At 47.7% G+C, this 24,704-nt stretch carries 20 protein-coding genes and 1 pseudogene; 3 read left to right on the plus strand and 18 right to left on the minus strand.

Features of this window, described 5'->3' with window-relative positions; genetic code table 11:
* Positions 1–20 precede the first annotated feature (20 nt).
* The 5 genes and pseudogenes from meaB to M493_RS11255 all read right to left on the minus strand — a co-directional run bounded on the left by meaB (position 21) and on the right by M493_RS11255 (position 7,117).
* Positions 21–1,169 (minus strand): methylmalonyl Co-A mutase-associated GTPase MeaB, encoded by a 1,149-nt coding sequence (meaB, locus tag M493_RS11235; protein WP_020960468.1) that lies wholly within the window; start codon positions 1,167–1,169, stop codon positions 21–23.
* Positions 1,166–3,361, minus strand: a pseudogene (gene scpA / locus M493_RS11240) (methylmalonyl-CoA mutase). Before scpA ends, meaB begins: the two are co-directional and overlap by 4 nt.
* Positions 3,354–5,399, minus strand: a complete 2,046-nt coding sequence (locus M493_RS11245) for a methylmalonyl-CoA mutase family protein (protein WP_020960471.1) — start codon at positions 5,397–5,399, stop codon at positions 3,354–3,356. The pseudogene scpA and the gene M493_RS11245 overlap by 8 nt, the downstream one beginning before the upstream one ends.
* 275 nt (positions 5,400–5,674) lie before the next feature.
* Positions 5,675–6,442, minus strand: a complete 768-nt coding sequence (locus tag M493_RS11250) for a DsbA family oxidoreductase (RefSeq protein ID WP_200865267.1) — start codon at positions 6,440–6,442, stop codon at positions 5,675–5,677.
* Between the two features lie 12 nt (positions 6,443–6,454).
* Complete coding sequence (locus tag M493_RS11255) at positions 6,455–7,117, minus strand: GntR family transcriptional regulator (protein WP_041267776.1); 663 nt, start codon at positions 7,115–7,117, stop codon at positions 6,455–6,457.
* A 183-nt stretch (positions 7,118–7,300) separates the two neighbouring features.
* On the opposite strand from M493_RS11255, the gene M493_RS11260 reads away from it, so the two are divergent.
* Complete coding sequence (locus M493_RS11260) at positions 7,301–7,831, plus strand: helix-turn-helix domain-containing protein (protein WP_015375203.1); 531 nt, start codon at positions 7,301–7,303, stop codon at positions 7,829–7,831.
* Between the two features lie 59 nt (positions 7,832–7,890).
* Complete coding sequence (locus tag M493_RS11265; protein WP_235183471.1) at positions 7,891–8,358, plus strand: IS630 family transposase; 468 nt, start codon at positions 7,891–7,893, stop codon at positions 8,356–8,358.
* Between the two features lie 337 nt (positions 8,359–8,695).
* Here the strand turns inward: M493_RS11265 and M493_RS11270 are convergent, their stop codons facing one another.
* The 4 genes from M493_RS11270 to M493_RS11285 all read right to left on the minus strand — a co-directional run bounded on the left by M493_RS11270 (position 8,696) and on the right by M493_RS11285 (position 14,538).
* Entirely contained in the window at positions 8,696–9,562 is an 867-nt protein-coding gene (locus tag M493_RS11270) for a 2-oxoacid:ferredoxin oxidoreductase subunit beta (protein ID WP_020960475.1), read from the minus strand.
* A gap of 2 nt (positions 9,563–9,564) precedes the next feature.
* The gene (locus M493_RS11275; RefSeq protein ID WP_020960476.1) at positions 9,565–11,301 is read right to left on the minus strand and encodes a 2-oxoacid:acceptor oxidoreductase subunit alpha; all 1,737 of its coding nucleotides are present in this window, start codon (positions 11,299–11,301) and stop codon (positions 9,565–9,567) included.
* Positions 11,302–11,817: 516 nt separating this feature from the next.
* Complete coding sequence (locus tag M493_RS11280; RefSeq protein WP_020960477.1) at positions 11,818–12,933, minus strand: Leu/Phe/Val dehydrogenase; 1,116 nt, start codon at positions 12,931–12,933, stop codon at positions 11,818–11,820.
* Positions 12,934–13,227: 294 nt separating this feature from the next.
* Positions 13,228–14,538 carry an MFS transporter gene (locus M493_RS11285; protein ID WP_020960478.1) on the minus strand — a complete coding sequence of 437 codons (1,311 nt, stop codon included), beginning with the start codon at positions 14,536–14,538 and terminating at the stop codon, positions 13,228–13,230.
* A 169-nt stretch (positions 14,539–14,707) separates the two neighbouring features.
* On the opposite strand from M493_RS11285, the gene M493_RS11290 reads away from it, so the two are divergent.
* Positions 14,708–16,144, plus strand: coding sequence for a DDE-type integrase/transposase/recombinase (locus tag M493_RS11290; protein WP_020960479.1), 1,437 nt, complete (start codon positions 14,708–14,710; stop codon positions 16,142–16,144).
* 383 nt (positions 16,145–16,527) lie between these two features.
* On the opposite strand, the gene hpaD is transcribed toward M493_RS11290, so the two are convergent.
* The 9 genes from hpaD to M493_RS11335 all read right to left on the minus strand — a co-directional run bounded on the left by hpaD (position 16,528) and on the right by M493_RS11335 (position 24,693).
* The gene (gene hpaD, locus M493_RS11295; protein ID WP_020960480.1) at positions 16,528–17,475 is read right to left on the minus strand and encodes a 3,4-dihydroxyphenylacetate 2,3-dioxygenase; all 948 of its coding nucleotides are present in this window, start codon (positions 17,473–17,475) and stop codon (positions 16,528–16,530) included.
* On the minus strand, positions 17,472–17,954 hold the full coding sequence (locus M493_RS11300; protein ID WP_020960481.1) for a flavin reductase family protein: 483 nt from the start codon (positions 17,952–17,954) through the stop codon (positions 17,472–17,474). Before M493_RS11300 ends, hpaD begins: the two co-directional genes overlap by 4 nt.
* Positions 17,955–18,968, minus strand: coding sequence for a 4-hydroxy-2-oxovalerate aldolase (dmpG, locus tag M493_RS11305; RefSeq protein ID WP_071990883.1), 1,014 nt, complete (start codon positions 18,966–18,968; stop codon positions 17,955–17,957).
* Positions 18,969–19,014: 46 nt separating this feature from the next.
* The gene (locus tag M493_RS11310) at positions 19,015–19,923 is read right to left on the minus strand and encodes an acetaldehyde dehydrogenase (acetylating) (RefSeq protein ID WP_020960483.1); all 909 of its coding nucleotides are present in this window, start codon (positions 19,921–19,923) and stop codon (positions 19,015–19,017) included.
* Positions 19,920–20,708, minus strand: a complete 789-nt coding sequence (locus tag M493_RS11315) for a 2-keto-4-pentenoate hydratase (protein ID WP_020960484.1) — start codon at positions 20,706–20,708, stop codon at positions 19,920–19,922. Before M493_RS11315 ends, M493_RS11310 begins: the two co-directional genes overlap by 4 nt.
* A gap of 1 nt (position 20,709) precedes the next feature.
* Entirely contained in the window at positions 20,710–21,591 is an 882-nt protein-coding gene (locus tag M493_RS11320) for a VOC family protein (RefSeq protein ID WP_020960485.1), read from the minus strand.
* A gap of 396 nt (positions 21,592–21,987) precedes the next feature.
* Complete coding sequence (locus M493_RS11325; RefSeq protein ID WP_020959148.1) at positions 21,988–23,271, minus strand: IS110 family transposase; 1,284 nt, start codon at positions 23,269–23,271, stop codon at positions 21,988–21,990.
* A gap of 108 nt (positions 23,272–23,379) precedes the next feature.
* Positions 23,380–23,886 (minus strand): cupin domain-containing protein, encoded by a 507-nt coding sequence (locus tag M493_RS11330; RefSeq protein WP_020960486.1) that lies wholly within the window; start codon positions 23,884–23,886, stop codon positions 23,380–23,382.
* 18 nt (positions 23,887–23,904) lie between these two features.
* Positions 23,905–24,693 carry an SDR family oxidoreductase gene (locus tag M493_RS11335; protein ID WP_020960487.1) on the minus strand — a complete coding sequence of 263 codons (789 nt, stop codon included), beginning with the start codon at positions 24,691–24,693 and terminating at the stop codon, positions 23,905–23,907.
* Positions 24,694–24,704: the final 11 nt, after the last annotated feature.

The following is a 24,704-nucleotide window of genomic DNA, read 5'->3' on the forward strand; positions in this document are numbered from 1 at the left end:
TTCGATTTTCCTTTATCATATCACAGTTCACCGCTCTGCTTCCGTTCATACGCTTCGATCAGCTCGCGGACGGCGGCGGTGACCGGCTTGGCGCCGGAAATGACGCTGTTCTCGAGCATCGGAAGCTTCTCTTTCACGATCGGGTCGGCGAAAAAGCGCGTTTCGATATATTCTTTGATCATGGCGTGCATCCAGTCTTTTTGCTGCTGGCGGCGGCGGTCAAAAAAGACGCCGGATCGCTTCGTCGTCTCGACGAACGCCTGGATGACGCGCCACATGTCGGCGATCCCTTCGCCCAACAGCGCCGAGCATGTGTATGCTTTCGTCTCCCAGCCGGGCGTGGCCGGGCGGAGGTAATGGAGAAACTGGTTGTATTCGTTTTGCGCCATCCGCGCTTTTTCTTTATTATCGCCGTCCGCCTTGTTGATGACGATGGCGTCGACCAGCTCCATGATGCCGCGCTTCATGCCTTGCAGCTCATCGCCGGCGCCGGTTAAGGCGAGCAGCAGGAAAAAGTCAACCATCCCGCGGACGACAAACTCGCTTTGCCCGACGCCGACCGTCTCGACGAGGATGATGTCATAGCCGGCCGCTTCGCACAGCATCATCGTCTCGCGCGTTTTCCGATGCACGCCGCCAAGCGCCCCACCGGATGGAGATGGACGGATGAAGGCGTGCGGATGGCGGGCAAGCGCCTCCATCCGCGTTTTGTCGCCAAGGATGCTGCCGCCGGTCAATGAGCTTGTCGGGTCGACGGCTAACACCGCGACGCGGTGCCCTTGCTCGCATAAAAACGTGCCAAACGCTTCAATGAACGTGCTTTTTCCCGCCCCCGGCACGCCGGTGATGCCGATGCGGATCGAACAGCCGACGTGCGGGAGCAGTTCATTGAGCACTTGCTGGGCAAGATCCATATGCCTAGACGCATTGCTTTCGACAAGCGTAATCGCCTGCGCCAAAATGGTGCGGTCGCCGGCGAGCACCCCTTGGACGTACTCTTCGACCGACCGCTCTTTCCGTCTCACGACCCGCTTTGGCGCCGGCGGGCGCTCGGCTTGCACGTACGACGACAAGCCATTGTCGTCCGCCCATTCCGGGCGCCGCGGCTGCCCGTCCGAAGCTGCGCTCTGGCCGCTTTCCTGTTCCCGCCGTTTCTCTTCCCCGCTCATGGGTTCACTTCCTCATAGCCAAGCCGGGCGTAAATTTCCTCCAACACCTTTTCCGCTGACTCCGGAATCACGGTTCCCGGCCCGAAGATGGCGGCGGCGCCGTGCTCATACAAAAACGCGTAGTCTTGCGGCGGGATGACGCCGCCGACAAAAACGAGAATGTCGCCGCGGCCGAGTTTTTCAAGCTCCGCCACAAGCTGCGGCACGAGCGTTTTATGTCCGCCGGCGAGCGAGCTGATGCCGACAGCGTGCACGTCGTTTTCGACCGCCTAGCGCGCCGTTTCTTCCGGCGTTTGAAAGAGCGGGCCGATGTCGACGTCAAACCCTAGATCGGCAAACGCTGTGGCGACGACTTTCGCCCCGCGGTCATGCCCATCCTGCCCCATTTTCGCAATCATAATCCGCGGGCGGCGCCCTTCCAGTTCATAAAATTCAGCGGTCATTTTTTTGACGCGTTCAAATTGCTCTTCATTTTGGAATTCGGAGCTGTACACGCCGCTAATCGAGCGGATCACCGCTTTATGGCGCTTCGCCACTTTTTCAATCGCATACGAAATTTCGCCCAATGTCGCACGGACGCGCGCCGCCTGCACGGCCAATTCAAGCAAATTTCCTTCTCCTGTTTCCGTCGCTTTCGTAATCGCGTCAAGCGCCTCTTGTACTTTTTGCTCATCGCGGGAGGCGCGCAGCTGTTTTAATCTTTCAATCTGGCGCATCCGCACCGCCGTATTGTCGACTTCTAAAATTTCAATCGGCTCTTCTTTTTCCGGACGGTATTTGTTGACGCCGATGATCGTTTCCGCCCCGGAGTCAATGCGTGCTTGGCGTCTTGCCGCCGCTTCTTCAATGCGCATTTTCGGAATCCCCGTTTCAATTGCTTTGGCCATGCCGCCAAGGCTTTCGATTTCTTCAATATGCTTCCACGCCCGTTTCATCAATTCGTTCGTTAACGTTTCTACATAATAAGAACCTGCCCATGGGTCAATGACATTGCAAATCCCCGTTTCATCTTGCAAGTAAAGCTGTGTATTGCGGGCAATGCGCGCCGAGAAATCGGTCGGAAGCGCAATCGCTTCATCGAGCGCGTTCGTATGGAGCGACTGCGTATGGCCAAGCGCCGCCGCATGCGCTTCGATCAATGTGCGCACGACATTGTTAAACGGATCTTGTTCGGTCAAGCTCCATCCCGATGTTTGCGAGTGCGTCCGCAATGCGAGCGATTTCGGGTTTTTCGGGTTGAACGTTTTCATCATTTTCGCCCACATGATGCGCGCCGCGCGCATTTTCGCAACTTCCATGAAATAATTCATGCCGATCGCCCAGAAGAAGGAAAGCCGTGGCGCAAAGGAGTCGATATCAATTCCTGCTTTTAAGCCAGTGCGCACGTACTCCAATCCGTCAGCGAGCGTATACGCCAATTCAATATCGGCCGGCGCTCCCGCTTCTTGCATATGGTAGCCGGAAATGCTGATGCTGTTGAACTTTGGCATGTATTTGGACGTATACTCAAAAATGTCCGCGATGATGCGCATCGACGTTTCCGGAGGATAAATGTAAGTGTTGCGCACCATATATTCTTTTAAAATATCGTTTTGAATCGTCCCGGAAAGTTTGTCTTGCGTGACCCCTTGCTCTTCGGCGGTGACAATATAAAACGCCATAATCGGCAGCACCGCGCCGTTCATCGTCATCGACACCGACATTTGGTCAAGCGGAATGCCGTCAAACAAAATTTTCATATCTAAAACTGAATCGATCGCCACCCCCGCTTTGCCGACGTCGCCGACGACGCGCGGATGGTCGGAGTCATAGCCGCGGTGGGTGGCAAGGTCAAAGGCAACGGACAGCCCTTTTTGCCCCATCGCCAAATTGCGGCGGTAAAACGCATTGCTTTCTTCCGCTGTCGAAAACCCCGCGTATTGCCGGATCGTCCACGGCCGATTCACATACATCGACGGATACGGCCCGCGCAAATACGGGGGAATTCCCGGCATATAATCAAGAAAATCAAAACCTTCGATATCTTTTTTCGTATAAAGCGGCTTTACGGCGATATGCTCATTCGTTTCAAACAGCAGGTCATCGATCGATGCCCGCACCTTTTCTTCGATCGCCTGTTTCCATTGTTGCTCATCTGCCGTTTGTTTTGTGATTTCGAGCGAAAGGTTGGTAAAATCGACTTGTTTACTCATTGAGGGCCACCCCCATCTCTTTCATAAACGATACAATCGTTTCATAACAGTTCGAACCGATATGGATAAAGCCATCGACCCCGGCCTCGATGAAAGTCTGTTCGACATCGGCCGGCTGTTTTCCGGCGACATACAGCTTGGCGTTTGGCTTTGCCTGCTTGAACGCCTTAGCGAGCGCAGGAACGATATCGGCGTAGCTTTCATCCGAACCGCAAATAACATAATGCGTTCCGTTTGCGTTGATTGCTTTGGACGCCGCTTCCTCAGCGCTATGAACGCCTTCGCTTTTTTCCACCGCCATGCCGCCGGCTTCAAAAAAGCCAGTGATAAAATCGGCGCGCGCTTTATAGTTTGGAATGTTTCCGATATTGATGAGATGAACGGCAGGGCGAGCTCCGTATTTTTCCAGATGCGCTTCAGCAGCTTGGCGCAGCCGTTCAAACGGTTCGGCAAGGCGCCATTGTGCAATCGGCTTGACATGGACGGACGCTTCCTCTGTTTTTAATGCCGCTTCGATCTCCCGAGCGGTTGCTCGACGCAAAGCCATGTCCATTGCCGTTTCGATCCATTGCTGATTGGCAAAGCCCGCTTGCAGCGCGGCGACATGTTCTTTGTTGATGACCGAAGAAGACCGCTGAGGTTCATTGCTCCTATTCGTTTTTTCTGCCGGTGCTTCCGCCAAGTTCGCGTAAAAATTGGTGCCGACAATTTTTTCTTTTCGCGTTTCAACGTTTTTCTTGCGCTGCCTTGCGACTGCTTCCACTTGCTCTTGCACAAAGCCGTCCGCGAGCGCCTGAACAATGCCGCCTTTTGCTTCGATTTGCTGGAACAGCTTCCACGCTTCTTCCGCCACTTGCGCGGTCAACGTTTCCACATAGTACGAACCGCCGGCCGGGTCAATGACATTGGCGATATGCGCCTCTTCCAACAAAATCAGCTGTGTGTTACGGGCGATTCTCCGTGAAAATTCATCGGCTGGTCCGATCGCTTCGTCAAACGGAGAAACGTGCAGGCTGTCCGCACCGCCGACCGTTGCCGCGAACGCCTCGGCCGCCGCGCGGAGCATGTTGACATACGGATCGTACACCGTTTTCGTAAAATAGGACGTACGCGCATGCATCGCGATTTTTTGCGATGACTCACTGCCGCCAAACGCTTTGACAATATTGGACCAAATGAGCCTTGCCGCGCGGAGCTTGGCGATTTCCATAAAAAAGTTGGAGCCGACAGAGAACGAAAACTGGATTCGCGGCGCAATGGCATCAACCGCTACTCCTCTATCCAGGCAGGCACGGACATATTCCACCGCGGTCGCAAAGGCAAAAGCCAGCTCTTGCACCGCGTTTGCCCCGCCGTTATGATACGGCTCGCCGCGGACGATCACCGTTTTTGCGTTTGGCATACGTTTTTGCGCCCATTTCGCCACATCCGCCATCACGTCATACAGCGACGCAAGCGAAGCCGAAAGCTTTCCTGTTTCCGCCAGCGCACCGATAGGATCCATCCCAATCGTTCCGTGCACCGCATCAAACGGTATTTGCCGTTGCTGCAAATAAGCGGCAAACAGCGCCAAAAACGAAAGCGATTGTGCCCCCGCATCGACGCGAAGCGAATACTTATCCAAAGAAATGCCGGAAAACATGGCTTCGATATCATCGAGCGATGTAACCGGAAACCCTAACCGTTCCAACACGATATGGATTTCCGTTTGTCCTTTTTCCAAATCACGCTTGACGATCTCGTTCCACTCGGCTGGACTGCTTGCGGAAATCTCCTGGCTTACTTTCCAAGGCTCTTTGATATAGCCGTTCGGCCTGGTGCCGCGGACGTAGTTGGCAAAACCCGGATACTGTTCGATGCAGGCAAGCTTCTCTATGTCATGGTGCGTATAAATAGGCTGAATCGTGATATTTTCATATGTAGTCGAATACAATTTTTCAAACGGTTTCCCTTTTAATGACTTTTCCACTTCCTGTTTCCACTCCGCGAAGCTTGGAGCGGGAAACGTCACATTTTTCATCGTCGAAATATCGCTCACTATGCTTTCCCCCTTTTCAGCGCTTTCCCCCATCCACGAGAAACCGCTTTCTTTTGCACTTTTAAAAAATTACTGATATTTTTATTGTAGTATATGTGCATCGTTCTAGCAATGAACAAAAACGTTTGCGAGAAGACAAAGCCTAAACTCATCAAATTTCATTTAAAAAATATTATAGCACGAAAAACCCCACCACAAACAAATTTGCGGTGAGGGAATATGAATATTTGACTATTTTGTACTACTGTTTTTATTTGACTACTGTTTTCTATTCGTTACTCTCTTTGCTCATTTCTTTCTCTTGCAACATGATGAAATATTTCACGCAATCGTTCGGTTTTCTGGGCACCTGAAACATGCCATTTTTGTGCAATAATCAAAGCAGGAACCGCTCCTATCCCCCATTCTCGCGCCAAGGCTATATCCGCTTCCACTGCTTTTTTCGTTTGTTCATCGTGCAGATTTTGAACGAATCGCTCCGTATCTAAGCCGATCTCTTTTGCACAATAAATTAACACTTCCTCTTGGGTAATATCGAGACATTCAGTTAAATGGGTATATTGCAAGCGATCAAAGTAATCCCAATGCGCTTCTTCTCCCCTTTGTTTTGCTGCCGCCTGACAAGCAATCAAACCAGGCATCGAAAATGGATAATCGTGCGTTCTTGTTTCCATTAAATCAGCGCGTATACATTTCTCGTCCGAATTCACGTTGGCCGCCCGCCAATGGCTTAATATTTCTTTCTTTGCCCATTCTTTAGAACCGAACATGCGCACCAAATCATCTGACGTAGGGGCCAATGCAAAGCAATGATGGCGCACTTCCAAGACGATACCTTTGTTTTTTAGCTCATCAACTAATCGCCGCAACCTAGGGGATAACGCATAACACCACGCACACAAAACATCGTGAAAAAAATCGACAGGCAAAATCACCATTTTACTATTTTTCTTCCGCTCCTTTTTGACAAGGTTAATTATCAAATCGCGTCCATTATTAAACATAAACGAAAAAGTGGATATCCCTAGTTTATTGCGGGTCAATATAAAGCAAGCTCAATGATGGACATCTGGATTCTTTTTTACTAGCGATGCAAAAGTTTGAATATGATTTTCCATTAGTGTGCGTGCACCAACAGGATCTTTTTTCGCAATCTTTTCAATAATCATTTCATGTTCTATAATTGTACGGCTGAGATCCTGTTGAAATAAAGACACATTGACTAAGAAAAAATCATTTAAGTCCCACTGGCTTTGCGTCATATCAAGTAGTTTTTTCGATCTTGACATTTGCAAAATCACATAATGAAGCCGCCGATTTTCTTGGAAATATTTTTCCTTAGAAAAATTCTCTTGAATTACTCTTCTTAACTGTTCGTTAATGGAAATCAGTTCATTCACTTCATGATCTTCTCTTCTTTGTGCAGCTAAATAAGCTGCCATTCCCTCTAAGGCCATTACCGTCAAAAAATGATCAAACATCTCATCTTGTGAATAACTTTTAACACGGCAACCAGTTTGCGGTATAATTTCCAAAAAGTACTCTGCTTCTAATTTTTTTAATGCATCGATAACAGGACGTCTAGAAAAACCGAGTTCATTTGCGATTTCTACTACCGAAATTTGATCTCCAAACGTCCATCTCCCTGATTTTAGACCCTCTTTGATATACTCATAAGCTTGGTTCGTTTTGGACAACATCAAATTCCCTTTATTCACTGATACTTCCTCCACATAGAAGCGTTTTAATAAAAATTCTAGTACATCAGTTGTATTATATAGTTTTCATATAAAATATTCAACTATATAGATGCACATTGAAACATTAACGTCCGTATAAGTGGCTTCCACCCCGGTTATACTGCTCCTAGGTACTTCACGAAGAAAAGGAGCGGAAACGGAATGAAACGATTGAAAATCACCAATGACCATGGATGGACGCCACGAACCCTTCGAAAGGAAGAGAAAAAAATCAAAAACATTTCCCTGCGTCAACGCGTCATGGCCGTTCGCCTCGTCATGGAAGGGTATCTGGGGAAAGACGTCGCTTCCATGCTCAACCTGTGCCGCCAAAGCGTCGCATTTTATGTCTCCTTATTCAACGAAGGAGGGCTCGATCTCCTGCTCGATCGGAAATATCCGCCGGGCCGGGAGCCGTTTTTGACACTGGAACAGCAACAGGAACTGAAACAGACGATCTTGACCCACACCCCGGCCGAACTCGGTTGGGACATCGCTTCTTCTTGGAATACGCGGATTCTTCAGTCTTATATCCGCGAACACTACGAGGTGGACATGTCCCGGGAAGGAATTCGCAAACTTTTACATCGAATGAGATTGTCTTGGACTCGTCCCACCTATACCCTGGCCAAAGGCGATGCCGAACAACAGCAGGCGTTTGAGAAACAAATGGATCTCATTAAAAAAAACTGATCACTCCCGATACGATTCTTTTATATGCCGATGAAACTCATGTCCGGTCTTATCAAATCCTGCGGGCCACTTGGTCGGAGGCAGGCCGGCAAAAACAAGTGCCCACGTACGGCCATCATGCCCACGTTTCTGTATTTGGGGCGGTGAATGTGCTCAATGGGGACACCGTTCTTCATCGAGCAGTCGTTGCGAATGCGACGACGTTTTTGGATTTTTTAAAGATCTTGAAGAGCCGTTATCCAGACCAGCTGATCGTGCTCGTGCTCGACAATGCCCGCATCCACCATGCCAAAATGGTGAGAGATTTCTTGCGCCAAGAAGGGGAATCGTTTCACTTGATCTTTTTACCTCCTTATTCCCCACAGCTGAATCCCATCGAACGCTTGTGGAAATGGCTCAAGGATGCGGTCATTGCCAATGTGTTTCACAAAGATCAAATGGATATTGACCAAGCCATTGCCCGGTTTATGGAATATATAGATCAACAACCGGAAGAGGTGCTTCGACGCTTGGGGTGTGCAGCGTGATGCAAAGGTTAACTTTTCAAGGTGCATTTATATACCTAAAGTCGTTTTATTATATCGAGAAACTGTGAGATTTTTTCCGCCTCAACAGCTTTTTTCCGTGAAAATAACCGTTGACCAAATCCATCTATTTTCATGTATGGGTCGGGAGTAAAATTACCCATGGATGTTCTTTTGGGTACTTATCACCATACAGGAAGAGAGTCCTGTTTGTACGTTATTCTCTTTTTCTTCTATCTCACTGTCTCCGGATCTCCTCCTTCTCTAGTAGAAGAGAACAGATTTTTTGATTTTCTCCCACAAACACTTTACACATACTTGGGAGTGAATGATTTCCAAATCACATAAATTCAGAAACTAATTCATCGAATTTTTCTTTGCTTAATTTTAAGTCTGCTTCGGCAAGCGGTGTTTCGCTATAACCGTGAAGCAGTTCTTGATACGATTTTTGTTCCTTATTTTGATAAATGAGCCCCGTTACTAGTCCTTTATATTTCATCACCGTTTGCATCGCCATGGCGCGGTCGGACGGATCATACCCTTCAATGTCGCTGACTTTCACCAGATTTTCTTTAAACCAGTCGTATGTGTTTACCTTGTTATACGTTACACACGGACTGAATACGTTTATCAGCGAGAACCCTTTATGTTTGATTCCTTCTTCAATTAAGCTGGTCAGCTCTTTCAAATCGCTGGAAAAGCTTTGCGCCACAAAGGTTGCACCGGCGCTTAACGCGATTTCCATGATCGAAAGGGCCGGTTCGACCGAGCCTTGCGGAGTGCTTTTCGTTTTAAAGCCGACATCGCTGCGCGGCGATGTTTGTCCTTTTGTCAAGCCGTAAATTTGGTTGTCCATCACAATATACGTGATGTCGATATTGCGGCGGATCGCATGGATCGTATGCCCCATGCCGATCGCAAAGCCGTCGCCGTCACCGCCGGCGGCAATGACCGTTAAATCGCGGTTGGCCATTTTCACTCCTTGGGCAAGCGGCAACGCGCGGCCGTGGGTACCGTGAAAGCCGTACGAATGAATGTAGCCGGAAATACGTCCCGAGCAGCCGATTCCGGAAATCACGGCGAGCTGATGCGGCTCAAGCCCAACGTTTGCCGCGGCGCGCTGAATGGCAGCCTGCACGGAGAAATCGCCACAGCCTGGACACCAGTTTGGCTTTACATCATTACGAAAATCTTTAAACGTTGCCATGTTTATAACAACTCCTTGCATTTTGTATAAACTTCATTTGGCAAGAACGGATTCCCGTCGTATTTCAAGGCGCTTACAATTTTCTCCGCATGCCCGACGTTCATTTTGAGGATGTTGGCAAGCTGGCCTGTCGCATTTTGCTCGACGACAATGACTTTTTTCGCTGCTTCGACAAGCGGCAGCACTTCTTCTGTCGGGAACGGATGCAGCAAGCGAATGTGTGCGTGATTGACTTTCACGCCGTCTTGCTCAAGACGCTCGATCGCTTCCTCGATCGCACCGCGCGTCGAGAGAAAACCGACGATTAATAAATCGGCTTCTTCGTGTTTGACGTTTTTATGCACTGGCGTCTTAAACTGGATATGTTTTAGTTTGCGTAAACGTTTCTCCATCTGTGCCTTGCGGTTTCCCGCTGCTTCGGACGGTCTTCCTGTTTCCGCGTGTTCTACTCCCGTTACATGGTGGATGCCGTTTGGCACTCCCGGAAGCACGCGCGGCGAAATGCCGTCTTCGGTGATTTCATATCGTTTAAAATTATCCTTTTTCTCTAGCGGCGGCAGTTCATCTGTTACGAGTTTGCCGCGGCGGATTTCAATTTTATCGTATTCTAAAGGCTCAACCGTCTGTTTGCCAAGCGACAGCTGCAAATCAGACAAGAAGATGACCGGACATTGATATTCTTCGGCAAGGTTGAACGCTTCGATCATATCATAAAACGCTTCTTCGACCGTGCTTGGCGCCATGACGATTTTTGGAATTTCGCCGTGCGTTCCGTAAATCATCGCCAATAAGTCCGATTGCTCCTGCTTGGTCGGCAATCCTGTACTTGGGCCGCCGCGCTGCGTATCCACGATGACAAGCGGCGTTTCTGTCATTCCGGCAAGCCCGATCGACTCCATCATCAAAGAAAGACCTGGACCTGCGGATGCTGTAAACGCCCGTGCGCCAGCATAGTTTGCACCAATCGCCATCGTACATGCGGCGATTTCATCTTCCGTTTGAATGACCGCTCCTCCTAAATCCGGAAGTTTTTTAATCAAATATTCCATAATTTCCGATGCCGGCGTAATCGGATAGGCCGCCATAAACCGCGCACCGCCAGCTAGCGCACCTAAGGCAATCGCATCATTTCCGATCATAAACATCCGCTTTTTGCCATCTGCTTTTGCCAATTTCATTGTTTGCATGCGATCGCCGAGCTGTTCCTTCATATACTGAGCGCCTGCTCGAATCGCTTCCATATTCTTTTCAACCACTTGTTGCCCTTTTCGGCCAAAAATTTCTTGTACTACTTCTTGATAGACGTTTATATCAAGGTCGAGAACTGCGCTTGACGCTCCAACTGCGACCATATTTTTCATCAGTGATGTTCCTAAATTGGTCGCAATATCAGTAAACGGAACGGCATATAGCGTAACGCCCTCGCTTTCCGGAATCGTCGGATTAAACTTCGCATCAGCGATGACAATTCCGCCGTCGCGGAGCTCATGAAAGTTAAAATCAATCGACTCCTGGTCAAACGCTACTAATATATCAAGATCATCAGCAATCGAGCGAACCGGTGTCGTACTGACACGAATTTTGTTGTTCGTATGCCCCCCTTTAATCCGTGAAGAAAAATGACGATATCCATATAAATAATAACCAAGACGGTTTAGCGCAATGGAGAAGATTTCCCCGGTACTTTCGATGCCTTCTCCCTGCTGCCCTCCAACTTTCCATGAAAGTTGATGAATCATTTCCTACGCCCCTTTAAGTTCGGTCAAAAAATTACAATTAAGTATAGCATTTTTCCAACCAAATCATTAGATTTTAAGAAAGTAAGACTGAGTTAAGAGATTGTGAAAGATTTTCCTATCAAAACATATTTTTATCAATCATAAGCGCTTTCTTACACTTTCTTCCTGTTTTCCTATTCCCTCAATCCGTGATGAATTTCTATCCGATTCCTTCAAAAGCTTTGTTAAATCTAGTAACTTTATCATTTAATCTTTTCATCGAATGAGTGAAAAGACTAAACAGCGCAAGATACTGGTATTGTCAGTCTTCTTAAATGATTGCAATTAAAATGATTACTGATTCGGGTATTCTACTATGCTCCATTATTTCCCTTTTTAAGCTTTCAACCTTTTTAATTAATATTGCAACAAACTTCATAATGTTTACAGTGGTTGGAATTCCTACATTGCTAAACACGATTACAAACAGACTCTCTCCTACTACCTTAGCTCTTTAAATTAAAGTATTTTATTCGTTCATTTTCCTAAATACTTACTTTTAATTTGCTGGATGATCTGCAATCTTTTTTCCACTAAGCGATTTGCCGCCTCTACAGTTGTAATTTTTTCTTCCTTTGAGATTTGATAGATTCTTAATAAAGTGTCGTAAATTTGTGCAGTTTTGTTTATCGCCCAATCTTGATTATATCCTTCCAGTTCACCTAGACCTTGAATCAGCCCGCCTCCGTTTACAACATAGTCAGGAGCGTAGAGAATTCCTCTTTCTTTTAACATTTCTGCATGCCGCATCTCTTTCAACACATTATTGGCGGCTCCGCAAACCACTTTACATTTCAGCTGTGGTATTGTCTCGTCGTTCAACACTCCGCCTAATGCACAAGGAGAAAAAATATCACAATCAACTGAATAAATCTCATCCGGTTCAATGATGTCCACTTGAGGATAGTTTTCTCTAACAAATGTTAAACTTTCGGCGAAAATGTCTGTAGCGATTACTTTCGCTTCTCCTTGACATAGAAAGTGAACAAGCTCTTTTCCTACTTTCCCCAATCCTTGAACTGCGATCGTTTTTCCTTTCAAACTGTCTGAACCGAAAACTTCCTTTGCAGACGCTTTCATGCCTTGGTATACTCCAAATGCCGTAATAACAGCAGTACTTCCTACGCCACCAAATTCTTCTGGTAAACCTACCACATACTTTGTTTGTTTGCGTACAGAAACAAGGTCTGTCGAGCTTATGCCGACGTCTGTTCCAACGACAAAACGTCCTTTCAACGTTTCGACAAAAGTCCCAAATGCTTGAAGCAATTCATCATTTTTCTCTGTATACGGGTCCCCCCAAATGACAGCCTTCCCCCCACCATATGGAAATCCGTGAACAGCATATTTATAGGTCATTCCTTGCGAAAGATGTAGAGCATCTTCAATCACTTCTTGTTCTTCATTGTATTTCCACATGCGAAGTCCTCCAATGGCAGGACCTAGCGTAGTATCATGGATTGCAATAACTGCTTTCAAACCTGTTGCCTTGTCATAATTAAAAACAATTTGTTCGTGTCCATATTTTTTCATTAACTCAAATATTCCCTTCATTGATACTTCAAACGATTTAGACTTATTTTTCCTAACCATTTTAGTGGCTCCTTACTAAATAAAATGTCATGAGACTGAATCCATAAAAATCCTCTTAACTTTGATACACTAAAAAAACATCAAAAGAAGAGGAATTTTCCTTCAACAAATTATTGTGACTCATTTATTGGGTAAGAAAGCTTAAAACAAAAAGATAACCGTTTCGAGATGGAGAGAGTCGTCAACAGATCAAAAATCACGAATTCAGGTTATATAGGACTCCTTTTTAGTAGGCAGAAGCGCCTCATTGCTTGTTCACTGTACTTAAAGCCCTTTCTTGAATATTGCACATACTCAGCTATCGAATGGAACGTGAGCTCGGTTATCCGTTAATGATGAAATATCCTTACTTTTCGGAAGCGACAATATCAACAATGTGCCGATTAAGAGAGCCACTACCCACAACAAAATAGCCCAATCGAATTGACCGCTTCGTTCGGTCAAATATCCTGTCATGTAAGGACCTACAAATCCTCCAATATTTCCTACTAAATTGATTAACCCTACTCCTCCAGCCGCCGCCAAACCGCTGAAATATGTCTGAGGGATGGCCCAAAATGCGCCAAAATGCGAATTTAAACCGACTGCAGCAACGGTGAGCCATAACACGAGGAAAAAGGGATCATGTGGTCCATAACCAAGCAATAACAAACCGACTGCGCCAGCCAACCACGAAACGGCAGTGTGCCATCTTCTTTCTTGTTTCAAGTCGGAATGCCAGCTGTTGATATACATAAAAACTACAGCCAGGAAGAAGGGAATGGCCAACAAAAGTCCCACAGAAGCATTTGAAAAGCCTGACAATTGCTTTGTCATGATAGCAACAAAATAATTAAATCCGTAAAAACCAATCCCCAGCAAAAACATACTTAAAGCAACCCGGATGATGATGGAATTGCCAAACACTTCGCCCCAACGATGCTGCGTGGGTGAAGCAGGCATAGTTTTTCCTAGTCCAATTTGCTTAAGCAATGCTCGTTTTTCTTCGTCATTTAACCATTTTACATCATTCGGACTGTCTTTTAGGTAGATCGCTGCGACGATCCCCACAATGACAGCCATCAATCCCTCAATGATGAAAAGCCAGCGCCAACCATCTATTCCAAACCAATCAACTTCTAATAAAAGAGCGGCTAGCGATCCTCCTATCGCTTGAGAAAAAGGAAGCCCTGCATAAAACCAACTGATCGCTCGGGCTTGATCCTTCTCAGGAAACCAATGGGAAAGAAAAACTAATACACCAGGGATAAATCCTCCCTCTGCCAACCCGAGCAAAAAACGTAATAAATAAAACTGCCATACTTCATGAACAACACCAAATAATGCCCCGATGATCCCCCACGTTATCATAATCCGCACAATCCATTTTTTTGCACTCCATTTCTCCGCCCATACAGCACCAGGAATTTCAAATATCAAATAACCAATTGAAAATAACCCGGCGCCAAAACCAAATATTTCAGCGCTAAATCCAAGTTCTTTATTCATCGTAAGCCCAGCGTATCCCACATTCGTTCTGTCTAAAAAAGAAACAACATAAGAAAGAAAAAGAATCGGCAAGATGTGTTTATAAACTTTCTTCCGTATCGCCCCAGAAAACTCCATTTTCCCCACTCCCTCATATATATAGGTATTGTCAAAAGTTTATCCTCCACACTCACTGTTTTTCATTGAGTTTCAACGGTTAGAATAAAAAAAGCTTGCCACCCCCGTTGTTTTAGGCCATCATTGAGGTAACCCCACACCCAACACCCAAAACAAAGGAGTGACAAGCTTGTTACCTCCATTATTAGCCTATTTGCTCGAAATAATCAAGTCCCAACATCAAATCATTGTCTATTTAATTGGTGCCTTATTAGGAAAATCCTTAAGCCGCAAAGACATGGACGAACCGGTTCGAAAACCGTACCGAAAACTTCAAGTCGATGACCTTCCCATCATCGTTGTCCCAGAAACACTCGACTACCGGCAGCTTTTAGCCGACTACGAAGCCCGGCACGGCCGTCCGTTGCCGCCGATCCAACGCCGGGACAACGCTAAACACCGTGTTCCGGATTCGTTGACGTGTCCCCGTTGCCAGGCGCCGTCATCCTACCTGTACGCCAACAACGGCGGAAAAGGGCAGTACCAATGCAAAGTGTGCCAATGCCGGTTCAACCATCGAAATCGGTTCAAAAAGCAAGCGGTCTTTCGTTGCCCGCACTGCTTCCAAACGCTTGAGAAAATCAAAGAACGCAAGGACTACTACATCTACAAATGCAAGAACAACGACTGCCCGTTTTACCAAAAGAACCTTCGCCGGATGAGCCAAAAAGAACGCCAACGGTTCCAGCAGAACCCTCAAGCCTTCAAGGTGCGGTATCGGTTCCGTGAGTTTTTGTTTGACTTTCAACCATTGGCCCCATCGTCGCCGAAAAAGCCAAAGGTCGATTTGTCTCGTCTGGCGGTGTCGTCGCACACCCTCGGACTCGTGTTGACGTACTACGTTAACTATGGGATGTCCTCCAGACAGACAGCCGGAATCATGAAGGATGTGCATGGCGTGTCGATCTCCCATCAGACGGTGCTCAACTACGCCAATAGCGTCGCGCTCATGATTCAGCCGTTTGTCGACCGGTTCCCGTACGAGCTGTCCGGCTCGTTCTGTGGGGACGAGACGTATATTCGCGTGAAAGGACGCTGGCATTACCTGTTTTTTATGTTTGATGCCGTGAAAAAAGTGGTGTTGTCGTATCGCGTCTCGCCCCACCGGGATGCGTTGTCGGCCATTCGGGCCATCGATGACGTCCTGCGAAAGCTGCCGTCCATCCCGGACGATTTGTCGTTCGTCGTCGACGGCAATCCCATTTACCTGCTGGCGCAGCACTTTTTTGCCCAGCACGGGATTCCGTTTGACGTCCGCCAAGTGATCGGACTGACCAATGAGGATCCGGTGTCCGAAGAGTTCCGCGCGCTCAAACAAATCATCGAGCGATTCAACCGGACGTTTAAAGGCAACTATCGGCCGACTCACGGATTTGGTGCGGAAGAAGGATCGGTCTCCTTTGTCACGCTGTTTGTGGCGTATTTCAACTTCCTGCGCCCGCACGGTGCACTCGAAGGCCGGGTTCCTGTCGTCATCCCGGAGCTCGCCGACCTGCCCCATATGCCGGCCCGGTGGACGAAGCTGATCGCCATGGCTCAAGATTTCCTCCAACAAGAGGCAGCCTAACTTTTTTGTCCGCCGGAGCCCATGGATCAGAAGAACAGCCGGATTCGGCGAAGCGAACCCTTGACCAACCGAACCTCGTCAAAGGTAAAATTCGGTAAGGGCAAGGGCGGCTTTCTTATGCCCTCTTTTTTGTCCCCGTCGCCCTTGACGTCCCTTTCACACCTTTGGCGGGTGTTGGTCAAGGGCGAATCCGGCTCCAAGGATGCCTTACGATGCTCCATGGGATGGCGGATGTGGAGTTTTCATAAAACTTTTGACGCTACCTATATATAAGCCCAACTTAATTTTTCCGTATGTTGAACGCTTAGAGTTTTTTTATTTCTCAAGTGTATAACTTTTGATAAAAAAAGCATTTCAAAAAATCATGCACCTACTCGTTATGATCATTTGGAAATCCAATTTTGATTGACTGGACTCGTTTCCAAAAAACGTTCCGGATAAGACGGTCCCCACCAAAGCCTTCCTTTTTGATCGTATTCTTCCCACGTCCATTTAATCGGCGGCATATCTAAATCTCTCAAATAATCCCCTGTATAAATTTCCATTCTATTTCCATCCGGGTCGCGAATGTACAAAAAGAATGCATTGCTCAATCCATGCCGACCTGGACCAAATTCAATCGCATCTTGATAGCCGGCATCAGCCAATAAATCGGCTGTTCGAATAATTTCCGCCGGACCTTGTACGGTATATGCGATATGATGTAAAGATGGACCATTTGCTTTCACAAGAGCCACATCGTGTGTACCAGGAAAACGCCGCGTCCACGCTGCAAACGTTTCACCATCCCGTTCCACATACTCTGAAACGCTGAAATTTAATTCATCTCGCCAATAACGCAATGCATAGTCGACGTTTGCGACACGCAAATTCACATGATCAATTCGCAACGGGGGAATTCCTTTGTCCGTATGAGTCGATCGCATCGGAAGTCTTTTCAACCTACCATTCTCGTTATATACATCGATTTGCTGCATTTCATGGTAAAATTCGATGGGATGGCCATTCGGCTCTATGACGCGCAACGCCATACCTTGACCTGGTTCAACACCAGCCGGAACGAGTTGGCAAGGAATGCCCAACTTTTTATGTTGGTCAGCTAAACGTTCCAAATCTTCATGCTCTGATACGCGTAAAGCGAAGTGGCCAAGACCCGCGTAGCTATTTTTTGTAAGCGTAAGCGTATGTGCATCGAATTCGTCGACTCCGCGCAAATAAATATGTTCTTTATCCGAGTCGTTCTCGCGGAATCCGAGAATGTGTACGTAAAACTCTCGCGCCCTTTCCAGATCAGTGACAAACAGTTCAGCATGACCAAGCCGCAAAATCATTCTGCTTCCCCCTTCAAATCTAATTTGCGATACTTTCCTGCATAAAATAGTAATGGGTTTCCCTCTTCTTCATAGGACAGCCATTTTACTTGCCCAATGTATAAAGTATGATCCCCGGCCGGATGTTCATCGACGATCTCACATGCCAATTGAGCAATAGAGTTTTTAATAAATGGAAAATTTTCCTTCCAAAAAAATTGAGGAGCGTTTTCCTGAGGACGTCCGGCAAAATGCTGGGAAACCGCTTCTTGATCTTCCCGTAAAATACTGATTCCATACATATGGGTCTTCGGCAAAAGTTGATGCATTTTTGCTTTATGATCAATCGATACCAAAACTAAAGGAGGATCGAGCGAAACGGATAAAAAAGCATTGGCCGTCATTCCATGCACTTTGTCTTCTTCCACCGTGGTTACGATCGTAATCCCAGTAGCAAAACGTCCGAGCGTATTACGAAATTCTCTCTTGTCTATCACCATTCATCTCCCCTTCGCTGAAGATAAATCGGATGCTACATCCAATATCCAGTCTTCCTGTCCCGCCACAGCTTTTCGGCGTCCTAATTCTATTAAAATTTCTCTCGGATCTACGCCGAACTTTTCCCCGGCTTGTTTTGCATGCCATAAAAACGTCGAGTATACACCGGTAAATCCGATCGTCAACGCATCCCGGTTGACGATCATTGGGGAATCCATGAGGGGATCCACGATATATTCCGCCGCATCCATGATTTGAAACAAATCAATACCTGTCTCTATGCCCATTCTGGATAAGACGGCGACCAGCACCTCCGTTTGGGTATTTCCCGAACCTGCCCCTAAACCGCGCGTGCTCGCATCAATGTTGGTGGCACCTGCTTGAATGGCGGCCAGACTGTTTCCGATAGCCAACCCTAGATTATTGTGGGCATGGAATCCGATAGGCACATTCAACACTTTTTTCAACGCTATGACTCGGTCTATCACATCTTGCGGCAACATCGTACCGGCCGAATCTACAATATACACTATGTCCGCTCCATAGGATTCCATCAATTTGGCTTGCTGTGCCAATTCTTCTGGTGACAGCATGTGAGCCATCATAAGAAATCCGACAGTTTCCAGTCCCAACTCTTTTGCTAATCCGAAATGTTGTTCCGACACGTCTGCTTCGGAACATTGGGTCGCAATACGCACCATTTGAATACCGCAGTCTTTCGCTTGTTGCAATTCTTTCTTTGTGCCGATTCCCGGAAGCAGAAGGGCTGCGATTTTTGCCCGTCTGCTCGTTTTCGCCGCTTCTTCGATCAATTCCATTTCCTCCACAAGCGACATCCCGTACTGCAAAGACGAACCGCCTAATCCATCACCATGAGATACTTCGATAACTGGCACTCCCGCTTCATCTAACGCTTGCACGATTTGCCGTACGTTCTCCTTTGTAAATCGATGTCGAATGGCATGAGAACCGTCTCGAAGCGTCGTATCCATTATTCGAATGGCTTGCTTAGGCACTTTCTTCTCATCCTCTCTTTTATAAAACAGTAATTTCCAAAATCAATTACGCTGTCGATGTCATTTCAATAAGCCGTTTTGCGATAACTTCACCAACTTGTTTTGCTGAAGCGGTCATAATGTCTAAATTACCTGCTGAAACAGGAAGGAAATCGCCGGCCCCTTCCACTTCTAAGAGCAAGATGACAACGTCCAACCGTCCTTTCGGAGTCTCCCGTCTGTCAAAAATAGGTTCTCCCTTCAGCCGATACCCCGGCACATATTGCTGAACGTCATGAATCATTTGGCCAATCGAGTGGCGAATTTGATGGTCATCGCCATCTTCGTAAGCGATATAAACCGTATTGCGCATAAGAATAGGCGGTTTAGCCGGATTAAGAATAATGATCGCTTTTCCCTTTTCCGCTCCTCCGATCACTTCCAATCCACGGGACGTGGTAAATGTGAATTCATCAATGTTCTGTCTCGTACCAGGTCCAGCCGAACTGCTAGATACGGTTGACACCATTTCGGCATATTTGACGTTTGCCACTCGACTGACCGCATAAACTAGCGGAATTGTGGCTTGGCCGCCGCAAGTAATCAAATTGACATTATCTTTATCAACATGTTCCATTAAATTAACAGGCGGAACTACATATGGTCCTACCGCTGCTGGAGTCAGATCAATGGCCACTTTACCTGCTTCTTTTAAACGTTTCGCATGTTTCAGATGAGCTTTCGCGCTCGTGGCATCAAAAACGATTTTGATTTCGGGATCTTCCAATATGGCATCAATTCCTCCGGCGGTAGCGTACACACCCTCCGCTCGGGCCCGTGCTAATCCTTCTGATTGAGGATCAATGCCGGCAATCATGCTTAGTTCAAGTACCCATCGTTTTTTCAATATTTTGTACATTAAATCCGTTCCAATATTTCCTGATCCGAGAATCGCTACTTTCACTGTTCGGTTCATCCGTTAACATACACCTCCACAGAAGAGAGTCCTTCACCGAAGGTCGCTTTGTAATGACCGGGAATAAGATCGAAAGCCGGGGTAAAGGAGCCTGACAATATGATCATTCCCGCCTGCAGTTTTTCTCCCCATTCCGACAATTTATTGGCTAACCATGCGACGGCACGGGCGGGATGTCCCAGTACGGCAGCGCCTGCCGCCGTACCGATGAGCTTTCCATTTCGTTCAAGCACTAATCCAACATGCCGCAAATCTAACTGATCCGGTGCTGCTACTTGACTGCCAAAGACGACTCCCCAATGCGATCCATTGTCAGCAATAGTATCCGCAATCTGAATCTTCCAATCTTGAATGCGGCTGTCAATCAGCTCAAAAGCGGGCATCACCGCTTTGGTAGCAGCAAGAACGTGAGGGACGGTCACTCCTGGTCCCTCCAAATCTTTTTCTAGTAAGAAAGCGATTTCAGCTTCAATCCGTGGGGTGATCATCTCATTTTTCGAAACAATAACACCGTTTTCAAATGCAAATTGTGAGAACATCACTCCGAAGTCCGGCTCGAACACATTCAATTGTTTTTGGATTCCTTCGCTCGTAAGACCGATCTTATGTCCGATGATAGTGCGATGTTGTTGTTGATGAAGTCGGATTAAATATCTTTGAATTTGATAAGCATCCGCCACACTTAAAGAAGGATACGTTTCTGTCAATGGAGGAAGCGCCTGCTTTTTCTCGAATGCATCAAACAGCATTTGAGCAATAGCTTGAAGATTTACCTTTTCTCTCATATCAAGACCCCTTGGCAAAAGATTCAGGTGGGAGTGCTCCCCATGTGCTGAAAGCAGGTGGGAAATCCGGCCATACTTTATGAGGAACGGAGCGATCCGCTCTTGGCATTTCCGCCGACAACTCGATGCGGTTTCCACTCGGATCAAGAAAATACGTAAATAAATTTCCACCGACCCCATGTCTCCCCGGACCCGTTTCAATCTTATAACCAGCTTGAGCAAGCAAATCACAGGCCCGTTTCATATCCTCAAATCCGCTTACGAGGAAAGCAAAGTGATGCAGTGTCGTGTCTTCCGAAGTCCCAATCAAAGCTACATCATGATGATAGTCAGAAGCATGCGTCCATGCCGCTCCCCATACGCCTGGAGCTGGTTCAAACACATCGGCCACTCTAAAATCGAGAGCTTCTTGCAAAAATTCTGCCAATCCTTTTACATCTTTCGTATGCAGTGTAATATGATCTGCATCTAGTATCCCTATGCCTCGACTACCTTTATGTCCTGCTACAGGATGAAGGTAATGAGGACGATCTTCCATTAAAGCTAGTTCGAGTTGATGGCCGCTCGGTGCCGCAAACCGTAGCGCTACTTTTTTCCCCGGTTCTGGATTAGACATTCGCTGCGTAGAAATCCCCAGATTTGTCAATTTCTTTTCGTAGTATTGAATATCTTCCTCATCGGCAACCTGCAAAGCAAACTGCTCAACGCCGGTGCCGCCTTCTTTGATGGCGATATCGAACGTTTCGTCAGCGCCACAGCCGAAATACACGACTCCCTTTTCTCTTGCTAGTTCATGCATGCCGATGACATCACGGTAAAATTCAATCGATTTTTCCAAATCTTTCACACGAATCGTTCCATTAGCAAATTTAAAAATTCCCATGTGAGACATCCTCCCTCTAGAAATGTTGATATATCAAGGCTTTTCGGCCTCTCAGGGGTGCCGAAAAAATATTTTTCGACAAAATCCCTTACATCCTTTTTCAATTTTGTGGATATCTTACAGACCTAGGGTGCGCTTCGCGGCCACGCCTGGATCCATTTTCCTGACGTGGGAGGAAGTGTATTCGATGCACCCTTGGATCTCCGCATCGCTGATGAGGACGAACCCTCCCATGTCTCCGGGCGTCTTTGCGCCAACATTCCCTCGTTCGGTCTCGTCATCAGGCGGAGGCCGGCCAAGCTCCTTTCGGGACTCGAGGTCGAATGGATGAGATCACGCCAGCTTCTCCGGTGTCATCCTGTTGTCCAACACTTCTTCCGTTCGTGGGGGGAGGCCTTAGGCCGCCCGGTGTGGAACATGGGACAAGACGTCCTGCCTCATTCGCTCCGCGTCAAACGCTTGTTTCTTCGTGCAAATCGCAAACAGCACATTCAACAGCTTTCGGCATAACGCGACGATGGACTGCTTTCCGGTCAGCGGGTTGACGGGCCGGGTCGTATAGTACTCATGCAGCTCGCGAAACGCCTCATTGTGCCGGATCAGCGGAATCACCGCCCGAAACAGCACCGATCGCAGCCGTTTCCGTCCCCGCTTCGAGATGTGCTTTTGCCCTTTGCGCTGGCCGGAGGAGTTCTCCTTGAGCGTCAGGCCCGCCAACTTCACCAATTGACGCGGGTCCCGATAGTGGGCAAAACTGCCGATCTCCGCCAGCAGATCGATGATCGTGGCATCTCCCAACCCGTCGACCGTTTTCAGCCATTGATACTCCATCGTTGTTTGAACCAATGCCTTCAACTCGGCGTCCAACGCTGCGATTTCGGCCTCGAACTGGCGGTATTGGCGGACGAGCGCGGCGATCTCAAACCGGGCCATCGTCGTCCCTTCCGTCACCCCAATCGAGCCCTTCGCGGCGTCGATCAACGCCTGAATTTTCGCTTTCTGCGGGCATTTCAGCCCTTCGCTTTGCCGGTACGCCTCCAGAAGCTCCTCGGCGGTCCGACCCGCCATATCGGCCGGAAGCGGCGTCCACTCCAGCACCGCCAGCGCTGTTTTCCCCAGGTCGCGAAACACGGTCCAAAACTCTGGAAAATACCGATCCGTCCAACGGATGATCGCGTTTTTCACCGCCGCCTGTTCCTTCCGGAGCTTCTCTTTGAGCGTGCTCCCGACGCGCAAATCCGCTTCGATCTCGTGCAGCAGCCGGGGGACGAGGAATCGCCCGTCTTTCGCCAGCCTGGCGATGACCAGGGCGTCTTTGGCGTCGTGTTTCGTCGGCAGGTTGTCATCGAGTTCTTTCGACCGGCACACATGCGCCGGGTTGACCATGACCAGCGGGATCCCGTTTTCCTCGAGGAAGTAGGCCAGGTTCAACCAGTAGTGCCCGGTCGGCTCCACAGCGACGATCACCTGTGACTTCCCGAACGCTTTCCTCCCCTCCTGAATCGCTTCATACAGCTGTTGAAACCCCTCTTTCGACTGGAAGATCGGGAACGACTTGCGAAGCACGCGCCCCCGGTCATCCACGAAGCAGGCGTAGTGGGTTCGTTTCGCGATATCGATGCCCACGACCAATGTGTGTTCCGTGACTTGATTGATTTTCTGATTTTGTGTACAATTCATCTGAAGTCCTCCTTGGCATGATGGTAGGTATTGTTTGGCACCCCTGCATCATACCAAGAGGGCTTTTTTTGATCAAGTCCCCGGAAAAGCTCCTAACGGGAATGCTCCTTAATTGTTTTTAAAATATTCCTTAAAACTAATCATTCCTAGACTTTCCCGCCGATTGGCATCCAGCGCGTCCAACAGCCTAGAATTTTCGATTAACAGCATTCGAACATCGGTATCTCCAGAATTATAGTGTCTATGCCAAATCCAAGGAGGGGTATACACAAAATCCCCTGTCGACCACTTGACGATTTGGTCGCCAATTTCTGAATATCCCTCCCCTTCAATGACATAATGGATCGATTCATGAACGTGACGCTGTAAATCTGTGCTGCTATGAGCCGGAATTCTTTGTAAATAAAACTCCATTGTTTTCGTCGGAATGTCCACCAACACTCCGATTTCACTCGGGTTTCCTGTAACACTGCTGTCTAGCCAAATGGCATCGTTAGAGTGCACTACTAAACAATCGGAGGAGACATTTTGGTTATCACGTTGTTTCAACTTTTTTAACTTCTCCATAAACGAGTGGAGTTTCTCTTCTTTTGTCTGGTGATTTCGATTTTGCATAAATTCTTTCTCCCTTCTTTAGAGTGGACTGACTAAGGTGAATCCTCCGTCAATAACATGCGTCTGACCTGTCATAAAAGAGGATTGTTCCGAAGCCAGAAACGCCACAAGGGAAGCTATGTCATCCGGCGTTCCGAATCTTCCGACAGGAATATTTTTTAAATCTTCTTTAAGCACCTCCTCTAAAGAGAGACCCGCTTCGTTCGCCCGGAATTGGGCGATCTGCCGAATGCGATCGGTGTCGATATGTGCGGGAGAAATCACATGCGTGGTGATACCATATGGTGCCACTTCACAGGCAAGTGATTCAGCAAGTGCTTTCACTCCAGCCCTCATCACGTTCGACAAATGCAGATTCGGCAATGGACGAATCACTGAGGATGAAGTCATATAGATCAAACGACCCCACCGTTTTTCCTGCATGCCAGGAAGCACCGCCTTTGTCAGACGGATAGCTGCATCCAAAATTAATCGATACGCCACCTCCCAGTCAGAACTGTTCAATTCGAGAAAGCGGCCTGGTTTAGGTCCTCCTGTATTGTAAACAAGAATATCAATACCGCCCATGTCGGCTATCGCCCGGTTCGCCAATTCCTCAACAGAAGATGCATCGGTAAAATCAGAAGGAAGATAGTACACTTTCGCCCCGGTCTTGCTAGCAATCTCATAGGCCGTACGCGGAAGCAGATCCGTTTCGATACCGCTTAAAAATACGGTGGCTCCTTCTTTGGCAAACCGTTCCGCAATCCCTCTGCCTATCCCCGAACTTGAAGCCGTAACTAATGCCTTTTTTCCTTTCAACCCCATGTGCGCATCCC

The organism is Geobacillus genomosp. 3 (genome assembly GCF_000445995.2).
GTDB lineage: Bacteria > Bacillota > Bacilli > Bacillales > Anoxybacillaceae > Geobacillus.